The organism is Pseudophaeobacter leonis, assembly GCF_002087335.1.
GTDB classification, from domain to species: Bacteria; Pseudomonadota; Alphaproteobacteria; order Rhodobacterales; family Rhodobacteraceae; genus Pseudophaeobacter; species Pseudophaeobacter leonis.
The window spans coordinates 1-13,075 of record NZ_MWVJ01000004.1 but is presented as its reverse complement, the minus strand read 5'-3'; the positions used below and the strand labels follow the sequence as shown (position 1 = coordinate 13,075).

Below are 13,075 nucleotides of genomic sequence, written 5' to 3'. Positions count from 1 at the left end.
CGCACTGAAAAACGAAGGGAGCGGCAGTGCTCCCTTCACAGCTTTTGTCAAAGGGCTCCCTATGAGCTCGCGATCCTTCACCCAGTTGTGCCTGCTGCCGCTGGTAATCTTCACACTGGCCTTTCTGGCGCTGCCACTGGGCCGCCTGATCCTTGCCTCAGGAGAGGGTGAGTTTGGCTGGGGCATCTACCTGAAAATCCTGCAAACGCCGCGCTATTACACCACCCTGTTGCACACGGTCCTGATCTCAATCGCGGTCACAGTCGCAGCTCTGGCCGTTTCAACAACCGCCGGATTATTCCTTGTGCGCAACAGGTTTGCAGGGCGCGCTGTGCTGCTGTCCATCCTCACCCTGCCGCTTGCCTTTCCGGGTGTGGTTGTGGGGTTCATGATTATTCTGCTGGGCGGCCGACAAGGTTTGGTGAACCAGTTGCTGCCCGGACATTGGGTGTTTGCCTACTCAACCTTTGGCCTGTTCCTTGGCTATCTGTATTTTTCGATCCCGCGGGTCTTGCTCACCGTGATGGCGGCTGCAGAAAAAATAGACCCGGCGCTGGAGGAGGCCGCGCTGACGCTGGGGGCGCCAAGCCACCGTGTTGTTCTGGATGTGATCCTGCCCGCACTGGCCCCCGCGATGATTGCGGCAGGAGCAATTGCCTTTGCCACCGCGATGGGGGCGTTTGGCACGGCGTTCACACTGGCCACCAATATCGATGTGTTGCCGATGGTGATTTACACTGAGTTCACTCTGTCCGCCAATATCGCCATGGCTGCGGCTCTGTCGGTGGTTCTGGGCGTGCTCACCTGGGCCTTGCTGCTCATCGCGCGTCGGTTTTCCGGCACCGCTGTCGCGGCAGGAGGCTGCGATGGTCAAATCAATGGCAAAACGACTACAACTCGCCGTCACACTGCTCGCCTGTGCCTTCCTTCTGGTGCCCACCCTGCAATCGGTGCTGGCGGGGCTCACCGTGAACTACTTTAGAGGAGTCTCTTCCGGGCTCACGTTCAAATGGATCATCGAGGTCTGGGCGCTCTATTCCGGCAGCATATTCCTGTCGATCTGGCTGGCGCTGGCCTGCCTTGTGTGCACCCTGATCATCGGAGTGCCTGCGGCCTATGCGCTGGCGCGCAATCCGGGTCGCCTGTCACGGATGCTTGAAGAGTTCATCTCGCTGCCGCTTGCGATCCCCGGTCTTGCACTGGCGCTGGCGCTTTTGCAGCTTTATGGCGGCTGGCGAGACTTTCGCATCAGCTGGACGTTTATTCTTGTCGGTCACGTTCTCTATACACTGCCGTTCATGGTGCGGTCGGTCATGTCAGTGCTGGCGGCAATTGATTTCAAAACCCTCGAAGAAGGCGCCGCCTCCCTGGGGGCTCCGCCTCACCGCAGGTTTCTGGATATCATCGTACCAAACGCGCTGCCCGGCATTCTTGCAGGGGCGCTGACCGTGGTGACCCTCTCCATCGGTGAATTCAACCTCACATGGATGTTGCACACGCCGCTGTTGAAAACCCTGCCTGTTGGCCTTGCGGACAGCTATGCCTCTATGCGGCTGGAAATCGCCTCTGCCTATACCCTGATCTTCTTTGTGATGATCGTTCCCCTGCTGCTGGCCATGCAATGGGCCACCGCCCGCGCCCAAAGGATCATGTCATGACGCTTTCGCTGAGCAATACCGCCAAGACCTTTCCGGACGGCACACGCGCCCTGATGCCCACCGATCTTGATATCGCTCAGGGTGAGATCGTCTCGCTGCTTAGCCCGTCGGGCTGCGGTAAATCCACCTTGCTGCGGATCATCGCCGGGCTGGAAAGTCCAAACGAGGGCGCCAGGCTTTTGTTTGACGGAGAAGACGTGACGCGCGTGGCGGCGGAGCGGCGCAAAGTTGGCATGGTGTTTCAGTCCTACGCGCTGTTCCCGAACATGTCGGTGCGTGGCAATATCGGCTACGGCCTAAAGATGCAAAAACTGGCCAATACCGAAATCACCAAACGCGTGGATGAGGTCATCGCATTGTGTCGGCTTGAGCCCTATGCCACCCGCCCTATCCATGCCCTGTCGGGTGGTCAGCGCCAACGCGTTGCCCTGGCGCGCGCCTTTGCCCCGCGCCCGCGCCTGTTGTTGCTGGACGAACCTCTGTCGGCGCTGGATGCCGCCCTGCGCGGACAGTTGCGCGCCGAACCTGGCGCAGCTCTTGCGCAGCTTTGGCATTACGGCGATTTTTGTGACCCATGATCAGGATGAAGCCATGGCAATAGCCGACCGTGTCGCGGTGATGTCGCACGGCAAAATCGCCCAAATCGGCACGCCGGAAACGCTGTACCGCGCGCCAGAATCCGAATTTGTCGCGCGCTTCATCGGGGCCGCCATGCCGCTGGGCACGCACATAAAAGAAGACACCCTGCATTTTGACTGCGGCAGTTTGCAGTTGCTGGCTCCGCCCACTGGCAAAACGGCATTTGTGCGAGCCGAAGATGTGCGTCTGGATGACAATGGCCCGCTGCGCGCCAAAGTCCTGTCGGTGACTTTTCTGGGCACACATTACCGCATCGCCCTGCAGGGGCTGGCTCCCGATCCCGTCTTTGCCCTGCACGCCGCCCTGAGTGCTCCAAAGGTAGGCGACAGCGTCCGCATCGCCATCGCTCCTGCGGCAATCCTTCTGCTACCTGACGAAAAGAAAGCCGCCTGATGCCTGCGTTTATTCAAATAACGGATACCCATATTGTTGAAAAAGGCCAACTGGTCTGCGGCACCTCTGATACAAATGCCGCGCTTCACACAGCAGTCCGCTCTATCAACAGGCTGCTGCCGTCGTTGGGGCCGGTAGACTGCGCCATTGTGACCGGGGACCTCACAGACAATGGAGGCGCCGCGCAATACGCCCATTTTGCCGAAATCATGGCCGGTCTTGATGTGCCCTGGCTGGCCATTCCGGGGAACCATGACGACCGCGAGACAATGCGCCGCGCCTTTGCTGTGCAGGGCTGGATGCCACCCTCAGGCCCGATCCAATGGCTGCGTGATTTTGGCCCCTTTGCGGTCCTGGGGCTTGATAGCTTGCTGGAAGAGGCACATCACGGCGCGTTGTCCCCGCCCGCGCTCTCCTTCCTTGACAAACAGCTGAGCACTCTTGCTGACAAGCCCTTGGTTGTTGCCACCCATCATCCCTGGATGCAGTGCGGCATTGCTGAAATGGACGCCGACAATCTGCGCAACGGCGCGGCACTGATGGAACGGCTCGAGCGATACCCCGGCCCGGCCCGCATGATATCGGGTCATGTCCACCGCGCGATTACAGGCCAGGTCGGCCGGGTCTTGTGCCAAATCGCCCCTAGCACATGCCATGCGGTGCATCGCGATCACCGCACGGATGCTGTCCATTCGCTCGTGCTCGCACCGGGCGCTGTCACATTGTACACATGGTGTGACGGGGATCAGCCTGGATTGATCTCGGATATTTTGTCGCTTGAGGACATGTCAAAGCCGGTGCCGTTTAACTGACATAGCCCTTTGACAGGCTGCCTAAATTTGATTGCAGGCAGCTCGGCCTGGCTCTTTGGCGCTAGCTATGCCGCTGCTGACGGACCTGCGATGGCGCTATGCCAAAGGCACGCCGAAAGGCGGTGGCGAAATTGGAGGGCGAGCTGTAGCCGACCAGTTCAGCGGCATCTACCACGCTCAGACGCTCTGTTTTCAACGCAGTATGTGCCAATTCCAGGCGGATCTGGCGCACATGCGCCAACGGAGCCCGGCCATGCGCCGTATGGATAAGGCGGCGCAGGCTGGATTGGCTCAGTCCTCCGACAGCGCCCAGTTTCTGCAACGATGGCAGCGCTCCGGGCTGGCGGGCGTATTCTTCAACCCGTTGCAACTGGGCGCCTTCACCGGGATGTCAAAATCGTGGTGCGCGTCGGGCTGGACATATCCCCAAAGCACCGGGCAACCAGTCCCAGCGACACGGCTTCGGCTTGCCGCCGGGCAACCGGCGTCGAAAACCCGGGCATCTGTGCCAGTGTCTCCAGCGTATTGATGTCATCCATACTCGCGACCCACTCCAGCCGTTGCATCAGGCGATCGCTGGTCTTTGCGGGCAGGGCCAGACCGTTTTCTTCCAGCCAGTCATGCGACATTTGTATCGTGACCTTGCGCACATATTCGTTTGGCTGTGAGCGCCGACTGAACCGCTGCGTGTCGCCAATAGAGGTCAGAACCAGTTTCACCGGCTCCCCCGGCAGGCGGCCAAGGTTCATGGGCTTGCCATCCAGCTGCGCCTCGGTGCTTCCCTCCAGAAAACAGTGCAACACAGCCCCCGGCTCGCGGTGGCTTTGCACCTCAAAACTCTGCTGGGCTGTGGCATTCAGGGTATGAAGCCCAAATCCCGTCTGCAGCTGGCATGCTGTCACCAGCCCCTCGAAAACATGCGATTTGGGACGGTCTGTTTTACTAAACCAGTCCAGCCTATTCTCGAATTCCATGACATTGCGGAGTGAACCCCGGTGCCCATCCATATGCGTGTCCAGTATGTCAAACCCAGTATTTCAAACAGGGACCCGATGGCTGGACAACAAACACTTTGGCGCGTTTCGCATAGCAATTTGAACATTGCGCAAAGGTCACTGACTGGCGGGGTTCGTCACAGTAATCTACTTATCCCAGTGAAATAGTCAACTTTATAAGGATAGCACCATGTCACGGATGTCTTTGCGCTTTTTAATGCTGGCCGGCACTGCTCTGTCCGCGCCGATCTTTGCCACCCCGACGCTGGCGCAAGACAGTGAAATCATTCTTCTCGACGAAATTCGCATTGAAGCCGAAGACGCGCAGGCTCTGCTGGGCAACGACACTATCACCGAAGAAGAGATCGAGGCGCGCAACCCCTCCACCACCAAGGATGTCTTTGTCGGCGAAAGCGCTGTGACCGCCGGAGGGGGCGCGGCAATTGCGCAGAAAATCTTTGTGAACGGGATTGAGGAAAGCCTGCTCTCTGTCACCATTGACGGTGCGCGCCAAAACAAATCTGCGTTTCACCACACCGGCAATGTACTGCTGGACCCGGAGCTTTTGAAATCTGTTGAGATCAGCAAGGGCCTCGCCCCGGCCGATGCAGGCCCCGGTGCGCTGGCGGGCTCTATCGCCTATGAGACCAAAGATGCAGCTGATTTGCTGGAAGAGGGTGATAATTTTGGCGGCCGGTTCATGCTGGGAACCAGCGACAACGGCGCCGATCTGGAAGCTCGCTGGCGCTTTTTGGGCGTCAGGGCGGGTTTAAATCCCTTTTGAACCCCCCCCGCCGTGCCGGCAGCGACTATGAGGATGGCGATGGCAACAGGGTTCTGGGCACCGAAGCGGATCTGACAGACTATGTCGGCAAGCTGGCCTACGAGAGCCAGACCGGCCATCGGTTTGAATTCGCGGCCTCGCAAACCGAAGACGAAGGCCTGCGCGCCGCACAGGCGGGCCCTGGCGGTATCCTGTTCATTCGTCCGGATTTCGCGGGCATCACCTCTGGCCCCAGCCTGTTGACCGAAGGCCTGTCGCGGCGCACCTCCTATACGCTGACCTATTCCAACACCCAGCCAATGGGCAACTGGGATCCGACCCTTCAGTTGAGCCACAACGAGCAGGAAATCGATGCCAGCGGCATTTATGGCACCAACAAAAGCCTGAGCGGCACGTTCAAGAACAAGTTTGCCATTTCCGGCGGCCCTTTGACGGCTGGTCTCGACTTCTTCAACGAGACGGCAGAGGGGCTGGGCCGGGGTCCGGGGCCCTTTGCGAGTTCCGGCAAGGAAGAGCGGAACAACGTCGGTCTGTTTGCCCAGGCCCGCCAGGATCTCGGCGACCGGGTCTCTGTGAGCTATGGCACACGTTTGGATAGCCAGAGTTTCACCGGCGCGGATGGCTCGAAATTCTCCGAAAGCGGCTTTAGCGCCAACGGCTCTATCGACGTGATCCTGTCGGACAACTGGGCCGCGAATGCCGGCTTGGCCTCGAGCTGGGGGGGCTATGAGCTGGGGGAGGCCGCGCTGGTCAACTTTGGCACCGCCTGGGACTATACCGGCTTTACCACCTCAGGGGCCAATGCGGGCCGGATCGGGCTGCGTTTTGACAATGGCAACTGGAAGGCCAGCGCCGCCCTCTTTCGCACCGATGTTAACGATATCACCGCCGTTCTGCCCACCAGTGGTGCCCGTGGCGCCACCGCAGACCTCAAAAGTCAGGGTATTGATCCTTCGGTTGAATACAGCTGGGCCACGGGCTTTGCCCGCCTGAACTGGACCTATGCCGATGTCGAGCTGAATGGCGCCTCGGTTGGCTCAACCGCCTACTACCTTGGCCGTCCCATGGGCCATATGATCGCTCTGGAAGGCGGCTGGAGTGGACGACCAGTGGCGGTTTGGCGGCACTGCCGAAATCGCGCTGGAAAACAACGACGCCGCCACCACGCTGCCCGGATATGAGGTGGTCAATCTCTATGCCGCCTATGCGCCGCGTGGTCTCGACAACTTTGAAATCCGGCTCGATGTGCGCAACCTCTTTGATGAGACCTACGCAAGCCGCAGCTCTGACGGAATTGATTCGACCCGCGTCATCGCGCTGAACGAGCCGGGCCGCACCATTGGCCTGACCGCCCGCCTGCGTTTCTGATTGCAGCGGTATCACTAAATCCCTCCAGAGGGGCATGCATGGCCCCTCTGTCTTTATCCAGCCTAAAAGTAGCTAGATCTCATATGCTTAGACAACGTGGCCAGTTCAAAACCCAGCACGCGAGCAAATATCTGCAGCAACTGTGCAAACATTTCGCTCATAAGGTCGATGTCACCTATGACCTTACGCAGGGGGACGTGGACTTTCCCTTTGGCAAGGCCCGCCTTCAAGCAAGGGAGGACGCAATTTTTGCCGAGATCACTGGCGAGAGCGAAGCTGCCCTGGCCAGCGGGCGCGCGGTCATTGATGTACATTTGAAGACCTTTGCCTTCCGGGAAAGTTTCGAAGGGATGGACTGGCAAGCAGCCTCAGGCCTGCCGCCTCAGAGTTGACGCGGGCAGGCAAAGCGGCGCCCCATGGATCTTGGAAAAGCACGAGCATCATGCCGTCAGCTTTCTGCGGTCTTTGAAGCAAACCAAAGCTTTTGTGCGATTGCTGCCACCGCAACAATGACAAGGCCGATGGCATCGGTGAACCAGCCGCCAGCAATCGTGGCCAAGACCTGCCGCAACAAGCGCGATACGTACCGCAGTGACGGCATGCCCCAAAAACCAGCCCTGAACGGCGCAGGACAGAAAATACACCCCTGCCACAGCGGTTACAGCCACGTGCAAAATCCCAAAAGCCGTGCCCTGAAGCAGCATCGCTGGGGAAAAGAAGAACATGTAGGGGACAACAAACGCCGCGAGTCCGATTTTGAAGCTCTCAACACTGGTCTTCACCGGGTCCGACCCCGCCAGCGCCGATCCAGCATAGGCCGCCAAAGCCACGGGTGGTGTGATGGCCGACATGACCGCAAAGTAGAAGATAAACAAATGCGCCACGAGCGGCTGCACGCCAAGCTGCACAACTTCCGGCGCGATGACGCTGGCAGCAACGGCATAGGCGGCGGTCGTCGGCATCCCCATGCCGAGGATGATCGACACAACCATGGCAAAGAACAAGGCCAGCAGCTGGCTTTGGTCTGCAAGGGCCAGCAGAACTGTGGAGAAGCGCGAGCCGATCCCAGTCAGCGCGATGACCCCCACGATGCTGCCTGCGGTGGCACAGACGGCCACCAGTTGCAGCACCATGCGCGCGCCGTTATCGAGCGCCTGGAACAATTGCACAGGTCCCATTTTGTGGGGTGTCAGCCATGACACGACAGCCGCCGTCATCATCGCCAGGGTGCGGCAGCGGATCACGGAATAGCCCATGAACAAGGCGCCGATCAGCACAACGATCGGCGTGAACAAATAGAACTGGCGGATCAGCTGGCCGAATTTTGGCAGCATGTCGCGCGGCAGGCCCTTCATGTTCAATTTCTTGGCTCCAGATGGACCATGAAGTAAACAGAGATAAAATACAGAGCGGCCGGGATCAGCGCGGCCCAGACGATCTGCATATAGGCAATCCCCGTTATCTCGGCCATGATAAAGGCGCCTGCGCCCATTATGGGGTGCATGATTTGCCCGCCGGTCGATGCCGCTGCCTCGACCGATGCGGCGGTCTGCGGTTTGTAGCCGACTTTTTTCATCATCGGGATTGTCAGCGCGCCTGTTGCCACAACGTTGCCGGCCGATGTGCCGTTGATCATGCCCATCAGACCGGAGGCAAAAATCGCCACTTTTGCCGGGCCACCGCGTTTATGGCCCGCGGCAGCAAAGGCCAGATTGACGAAATATTCGCCCACACGGGTGGTCTGCAGGAAGGCGGCAAAGACCACGAAGAGAATGATATAGGTCGACGAAATCGCGATCGGCGCGCTCAGGATCCCGTTGTCGGTTACGATATACGAAAAGAACCGTTTTGCCGCGTAGCCACGGTGTTCGAACAAGCCGGGCAGCCAGGGGCCAAGGAAGGCATAGGCGACAAAAATCGAGGCAATGATCACAAGCGCCATGCCAGCCAAACGGCGGGTCAGTTCCAGGATCAGCATCACAATGACCACGGCGGACCACATATCCCCAGGCAGCGCCATGGGCATACCCGCGCGCAGCTGCAGTTGACGGGCAAAGAAGATAAGATAGGCGGTGCAGGTTACAGCGGCGATCGCCAGCAGGATATCCGACAGCGAAAACCGCGTGCGATCCTGCTGCAGGAAAAACCATCCGTGGACAATCGCAAACCCTGTGCCCAGCACCAGCGGGATGCCAAAGCTGTTCATCGCCCAGGCAGGCGGCAGCGCAATGCCCAAAAGCCTGCCGTTGACCCAAACCGCGCTGACAGCAGTAGCCCCGTAGAGAATTCCTGCCGCCGCCAGTGCAAGGATGACCTGCCCGACAAAGGCGTTGCGCGGTTGTGCGTCCCGGCTGAGGTCGGAGGAGGCGAAGAGCAGAAATCCCAACATCAAACCGCCGCCGACATGGGTTAAACGGTAGGCCCATGTTTCAAGAGGATAAACATTCATCACCAAAAGGTGGAACACTGTGTAGCAGACACACAGGACAGCAATGAGCCAGTGACGGTTGCCTTGAAACAGCCGCTGATTAAGCGCCGCGCGCTCTTCATCAACATTTGCATTCGCAGTTTCTTGCTCGATTTGCGAAGCGGTGCTCGCGGCGGTGGCGACCGGTTTGTGGTGCTGAGCCATGGGTTTTACACTTTTTTTGTCTAATGAAGAAAAATGCACGGGCTGACCAGTGCCTGCCCGTGCGTATCTTTGGGGGGAGAGATCTGGCTACTTTAGATTATCAGGAATTGTGATGCCGTTTTCTTCGAACCAGCGCACCGCCCCCGGGTGGAAGGGAAGCACCGCATTTTTCAATGCGTTCTGAGCAAGTGTTTCCTTTGCAGCGGCGTGAATTCCAACCATGCGGTCAGGGTTTCCCATCGCCAGGGCTGTGATCTCATAGGCAAGAGTCTCGGGCATATCTGCACCCGCAATGGCAAAGTTCCACAAGGATACAGTCTCCAGCGCTTCGGGCTGATCTTCGTAGGTATTGGCGGGAATTGTGAAGGGGGCAAAGGCAGGTGCAACCTCCATCATCGTTGCCAGTGTTTTCTCATCCATCGACAGGAACTTTACGTCGTTTTCAACGGCAAGCTGGGCGTAGGCCCCTGTAGGCAGGCCGGCCGCATAAACAAATGCGTCGATCAGACCGTCCTTGAGCTGGCCTGCGGTGTCGGAGCCGCCCGCATTGCTGACCTGTGCGCCATTATCAACGAAATCAAAGTAGCGGGTCCAATAGGTGGCAGATGTGCCACCTGCCGGCCCTACGCCGACGCGCTTGCCCGCAAGATCAGCAAAGCCGGTAACGCCCGAACCTGACAAAACCGCAGCCTGCAGCGGGGTTTGATACATCGGAAACAGAGCGCGCACTTTTTCATGCGGTACACCAGGCATCAGCGGGCTTTCGCCGCGGCGCGCCTCGTCTGCTGGCCCAAGGGTCACAAACCCCATATTGTGATCGCCGGTTCCCACCAATGTGACGTTCTGAACCGGCCCGCCAGTGATTTCGACGCCCGCGTTAAGACCCAAGGCTTCGCTCACCATGGCACCAAAGCCGCTGCCATAGGTGAAATAGGTGCCACCCTGGCTGCCGGTCCCAATCGTAAGGCTATTTGGCCAACCTTCGCGGTCCTGTGCCCCTACGGGCAGGGCCATCATTGTGCAAAGAGCTGCAGCTGTGACTGTAGTGAATTTCATTGTTTGTTCCTCCCAGAGTTTGCTGATGCCACCCGAGTGAGTGCTCCTGCATCGCTGCAACCAAACTGAGCAGGGCACGGTCTACAAACAACACGCCAATTATTATATTCAAAAACGTTACAATCAGGCGCTGGCTTCTATCGACTTCAGATGCGTCTCCAAGACAGCCATCACGGCATCACGCATGGGGTCGCGAATGCCGCGTGGCCACGCCGCTGCCAACACCAGTTTAGACAGGCTGCCCCGCTCAGGCATTGCAATCGGCACAAATGTAACCCCCTCTACCTTTAGCCGCGACGTCCAGCGCGGCACAATCGCAACCCCGGTGCCTGTGGCAACCAGATTGACAATGGTGTGCTTTTCCTCGGCCACCTGTGCGATACGCGCAGGCAGCCCGGCATCGACAAACAGTTTGATCGTCAGGTCGTGGGAATGTGGCCGCGAGCGGCGGTCCGGCACGATCAGTGGTTCATCGGCGAGATCGGAAATATGTATCGCCGCATGGCTGGCTAAGGGGTGATTGCTCCGCAATGCAACGACAGCCGTTTCAAAGAATAATGTGTGAAACTGCAAGCGCGGGTCTTTGAAATCAGGTGTACGGCAAAACGCAATGTCTACGCTGCCACTCAACAGCTTTGGCAGGAGATGGATTGTTTTCTGTTCAATAAGCTGGATTTCAATCTCGGGATGGGCCTCGCGCAGCAACTGCATCAGCTGGGGCATCAGCCCGGCAGCAGCGCTGTCAATTGCCCCGACCTTCAGCACCGCCGTCTCCGTACGCCGCACGCTGCGTACCTTTTGTTCAAACCGCGCAGCCTGCTCTACAAGGGCGCGCGCGTCTTCCAGGATCGACAGGCCCGCCTCTGACAAGGATACGCTGCGGGTCGTGCGCAAAAACAGCCGCGCCTCCAGTTCGTCTTCGAGCAACCTGATTTGCCGCCCGAGCGATGCCGGCAACATATCAAGCGATTGCGCCGCGCGCCCGAAATGCAGCGTATCTGCGACAGCTAAAAAGCATCTGATACGGTTGATATCCATGGCGATCGTCCCGGCTGCTACTATTTCATTTTTGTATATAATCTTCGACCAATTGAGAAGTACAATAGCAGGCCTGTAGCCTCGCCAAAACGATAGCCCTTACAAGCGGACCCAATTCATGAACACCTACAAGATCGCAGCCATCCCCGCCGACGGCATTGGCCCCGAGGTTATCCGCGCCGGCCTGCAGGCGCTTGATCCTTGGCAGAACGCGACGGCGGGTTCAAATTCGACGTTACCGAGTTTGACTGGAGCTCCGAGCGCTACAAAAAGACCGGCGCACTCATGCCCGACGATGGCACCGAGACCCTGAAGGCCTTTGATGCCATCTTCTTTGGGGCCGTTGGGGCACCGGATGTGCCTGACCACATAACGCTCTGGGGGCTGCGCCTGCCGATTTGTCAGGGGTTTGATCAATACGCCAATGTTCGCCCGACCAAGATCTTACCAGGCATTACCTCCCCCCTTGCCGGTGTTGGCGTCGGTGACCTGGATTGGGTGATCGTGCGTGAAAACTCCGAAGGAGAATACGCAGGCCATGGCGGGCGGGCGCATAAAGGCTTCCCCGAAGAAGTTGGTACGGAAACCGCAATTTTCACCCGGGTCGGCGTCACACGTATCATGCGGTATGCGTTCAAACTGGCCCAGTCGCGGCCGCGTAAGTTTCTGACTGTGGTCACGAAATCCAACGCACAGCGGTTTGGGATGGTCATGTGGGACGAAATCGCGGCCGAGGTTGCCCAGGAATTTCCTGACGTGAAATGGGACAAAATGCTGGTCGATGCGATGACTGTGCGCATGGTGAAAGACCCCAAAAGCCTCGATACGATCGTTGCGACCAACCTGCACGCTGACATCCTGTCGGACCTTGCGGGCGCCTTGGCGGGATCCCTGGGCGTGGCCCCGACGGCAAATATTGATCCAGAGCGCCGCTTTCCTTCGATGTTCGAACCGATCCATGGGTCCGCTTTTGACATCACCGGCAAAGGCATTGCCAACCCGGTGGCGACCTTCTGGACCGCAGCTCAAATGCTGGACCACCTGGGCGAGGAAAAGGCAGCTGGCCGGTTGATGCAAGCTATTGATCAGGTGTGCGAGGCAGGCATTATGACGCCGGACATTGGCGGAACGGCAAATACGCAGCAAGTAACCGATGCCGTCTGCGCAGCCATTCGCGGAGCCAACATTTTAGGCACCTAGAATGACGCGGCCTGCTCCGGAGACCTGGCTACGATCAATGTTCGCGGCCTGCCACCATTGCGGCGGCGGACCCTGCCAGAGTGCTGTCACAGCGCCTGCCTGCAAAACCCAATGGGACGTGCCACATCATGGCCGCGGGCTGGCCTGCGGCATCTATGGCTCGGGTCTTGGAATAAGCCTAGCCCGATGTTGATTTGTCCGGCGTTGTCTTCAGGCCTATGAACACGCCGTCGCGTGCACACGAACAACTATGCGCCAAGCATCACACGTGGTGCCAGATGCTACCCGTGAACGCACTGGAGGCTGATCCCAAAACTACGCAAGCCAAACGTGACGCCACAGTGCCAGAGCCCATCACCTTACCCGAAGACCTTCCTGCCCTCTACCGTGCCCATATTGACGATCTGGCGGCCACCCTTTCAAATGGGGACGTCTCTGTCCGTGCGAGCGACGAGCTGCATCAATGGGTTGATACTGTGGTGGTCACCTGGGACGCGGAG

At 58.7% G+C, this 13,075-nt stretch carries 13 protein-coding genes and 3 pseudogenes; 11 read left to right on the top strand and 5 right to left on the bottom strand.

Annotation, left to right across the window (positions count from 1 at the left end; genetic code table 11):
- Positions 1 to 61: 61 nt before the first annotated feature.
- Genes B4968_RS01595 through B4968_RS01580 form a run of 5 tightly spaced genes read left to right on the top strand, consistent with a single transcriptional unit; the run spans position 62 to position 3,502 of the window.
- Positions 62 to 982 carry an ABC transporter permease gene (locus B4968_RS01595; RefSeq protein ID WP_083096034.1) on the top strand — a complete coding sequence of 307 codons (921 nt, stop codon included), beginning with the start codon at positions 62 to 64 and terminating at the stop codon, positions 980 to 982.
- The gene (locus B4968_RS01590; RefSeq protein WP_241525499.1) at positions 969 to 1,658 is read left to right on the top strand and encodes an ABC transporter permease; all 690 of its coding nucleotides are present in this window, start codon (positions 969 to 971) and stop codon (positions 1,656 to 1,658) included. The genes B4968_RS01595 and B4968_RS01590 overlap by 14 nt, the downstream gene beginning before the upstream one ends.
- A complete protein-coding gene (locus B4968_RS23950; RefSeq protein WP_241525498.1) occupies positions 1,655 to 2,236 on the top strand; it encodes an ABC transporter ATP-binding protein in 582 nt (193 codons plus the stop codon). Before B4968_RS01590 ends, B4968_RS23950 begins: the two co-directional genes overlap by 4 nt.
- Before the next feature lie 13 nt (positions 2,237 to 2,249).
- Complete coding sequence (locus B4968_RS23945) at positions 2,250 to 2,690, top strand: TOBE domain-containing protein (RefSeq protein ID WP_241525497.1); 441 nt, start codon at positions 2,250 to 2,252, stop codon at positions 2,688 to 2,690.
- Positions 2,690 to 3,502 carry a phosphodiesterase gene (locus tag B4968_RS01580; RefSeq protein WP_083096030.1) on the top strand — a complete coding sequence of 271 codons (813 nt, stop codon included), beginning with the start codon at positions 2,690 to 2,692 and terminating at the stop codon, positions 3,500 to 3,502. The genes B4968_RS23945 and B4968_RS01580 overlap by 1 nt, the downstream gene beginning before the upstream one ends.
- A 61-nt stretch (positions 3,503 to 3,563) precedes the next feature.
- Here the strand turns inward: B4968_RS01580 and B4968_RS01575 are convergent, their stop codons facing one another.
- The gene (locus B4968_RS01575) at positions 3,564 to 3,872 is read right to left on the bottom strand and encodes a helix-turn-helix transcriptional regulator (protein ID WP_083096028.1); all 309 of its coding nucleotides are present in this window, start codon (positions 3,870 to 3,872) and stop codon (positions 3,564 to 3,566) included.
- A gap of 10 nt (positions 3,873 to 3,882) precedes the next feature.
- Positions 3,883 to 4,509, bottom strand: coding sequence for a hypothetical protein (locus B4968_RS01570; protein WP_083096026.1), 627 nt, complete (start codon positions 4,507 to 4,509; stop codon positions 3,883 to 3,885).
- Between the two features lie 178 nt (positions 4,510 to 4,687).
- Between B4968_RS01570 and B4968_RS23940 the strand changes: the two genes are divergently transcribed.
- The 4 genes from B4968_RS23940 to B4968_RS01560 are packed head-to-tail and all read left to right on the top strand — an operon-like array spanning position 4,688 to position 7,041.
- Positions 4,688 to 5,281 carry a TonB-dependent receptor plug domain-containing protein gene (locus tag B4968_RS23940; protein WP_241525496.1) on the top strand — a complete coding sequence of 198 codons (594 nt, stop codon included), beginning with the start codon at positions 4,688 to 4,690 and terminating at the stop codon, positions 5,279 to 5,281.
- Positions 5,278 to 6,462 carry a TonB-dependent receptor plug domain-containing protein gene (locus tag B4968_RS23935; protein WP_277620903.1) on the top strand — a complete coding sequence of 395 codons (1,185 nt, stop codon included), beginning with the start codon at positions 5,278 to 5,280 and terminating at the stop codon, positions 6,460 to 6,462. The genes B4968_RS23940 and B4968_RS23935 overlap by 4 nt, the downstream gene beginning before the upstream one ends.
- Positions 6,380 to 6,649, top strand: a complete 270-nt coding sequence (locus B4968_RS25035) for a TonB-dependent receptor (protein WP_277620902.1) — start codon at positions 6,380 to 6,382, stop codon at positions 6,647 to 6,649. The genes B4968_RS23935 and B4968_RS25035 overlap by 83 nt, the downstream gene beginning before the upstream one ends.
- A gap of 38 nt (positions 6,650 to 6,687) precedes the next feature.
- Positions 6,688 to 7,041, top strand: coding sequence for a DUF2218 domain-containing protein (locus tag B4968_RS01560; RefSeq protein WP_338153185.1), 354 nt, complete (start codon positions 6,688 to 6,690; stop codon positions 7,039 to 7,041).
- 48 nt (positions 7,042 to 7,089) lie between these two features.
- Here B4968_RS01560 and B4968_RS01555 read toward each other — a convergent pair.
- The 3 genes and pseudogenes from B4968_RS01555 to B4968_RS01545 all read right to left on the bottom strand — a co-directional run bounded on the left by B4968_RS01555 (position 7,090) and on the right by B4968_RS01545 (position 11,375).
- A pseudogene (locus tag B4968_RS01555) lies at positions 7,090 to 8,591 on the bottom strand (TRAP transporter permease).
- 777 nt (positions 8,592 to 9,368) lie between these two features.
- Positions 9,369 to 10,337, bottom strand: coding sequence for a TAXI family TRAP transporter solute-binding subunit (locus tag B4968_RS01550; protein WP_083096023.1), 969 nt, complete (start codon positions 10,335 to 10,337; stop codon positions 9,369 to 9,371).
- 123 nt (positions 10,338 to 10,460) lie between these two features.
- Positions 10,461 to 11,375 (bottom strand): LysR family transcriptional regulator, encoded by a 915-nt coding sequence (locus B4968_RS01545; RefSeq protein WP_083096021.1) that lies wholly within the window; start codon positions 11,373 to 11,375, stop codon positions 10,461 to 10,463.
- Positions 11,376 to 11,493: 118 nt separating this feature from the next.
- Between B4968_RS01545 and B4968_RS01540 the strand changes: the two are divergent.
- Together B4968_RS01540 and B4968_RS01535 are read left to right on the top strand one after the other, a co-directional pair.
- A pseudogene (locus tag B4968_RS01540) lies at positions 11,494 to 12,575 on the top strand (tartrate dehydrogenase).
- A 287-nt stretch (positions 12,576 to 12,862) separates the two neighbouring features.
- Positions 12,863 to 13,075, top strand: a pseudogene (locus tag B4968_RS01535) (recombinase family protein); the annotation flags it as partial.

Coding starts and splice junctions, on each gene's coding strand:
- B4968_RS01595 (WP_083096034.1), top strand. CDS start 62: ATGAGCTCGCGATCCTTCACCCAGTTGTGCCTGCTGCCGCTGGTAATC.
- B4968_RS23950 (WP_241525498.1), top strand. CDS start 1,655: ATGACGCTTTCGCTGAGCAATACCGCCAAGACCTTTCCGGACGGCACA.
- B4968_RS23945 (WP_241525497.1), top strand. CDS start 2,250: ATGGCAATAGCCGACCGTGTCGCGGTGATGTCGCACGGCAAAATCGCC.
- B4968_RS01580 (WP_083096030.1), top strand. CDS start 2,690: ATGCCTGCGTTTATTCAAATAACGGATACCCATATTGTTGAAAAAGGC.
- B4968_RS01570 (WP_083096026.1), bottom strand. CDS start 4,509: ATGGATGGGCACCGGGGTTCACTCCGCAATGTCATGGAATTCGAGAAT.
- B4968_RS23940 (WP_241525496.1), top strand. CDS start 4,688: ATGTCACGGATGTCTTTGCGCTTTTTAATGCTGGCCGGCACTGCTCTG.
- B4968_RS01560 (WP_338153185.1), top strand. CDS start 6,688: ATGGCCCCTCTGTCTTTATCCAGCCTAAAAGTAGCTAGATCTCATATG.
- B4968_RS01550 (WP_083096023.1), bottom strand. CDS start 10,337: ATGAAATTCACTACAGTCACAGCTGCAGCTCTTTGCACAATGATGGCC.
- B4968_RS01545 (WP_083096021.1), bottom strand. CDS start 11,375: ATGGATATCAACCGTATCAGATGCTTTTTAGCTGTCGCAGATACGCTG.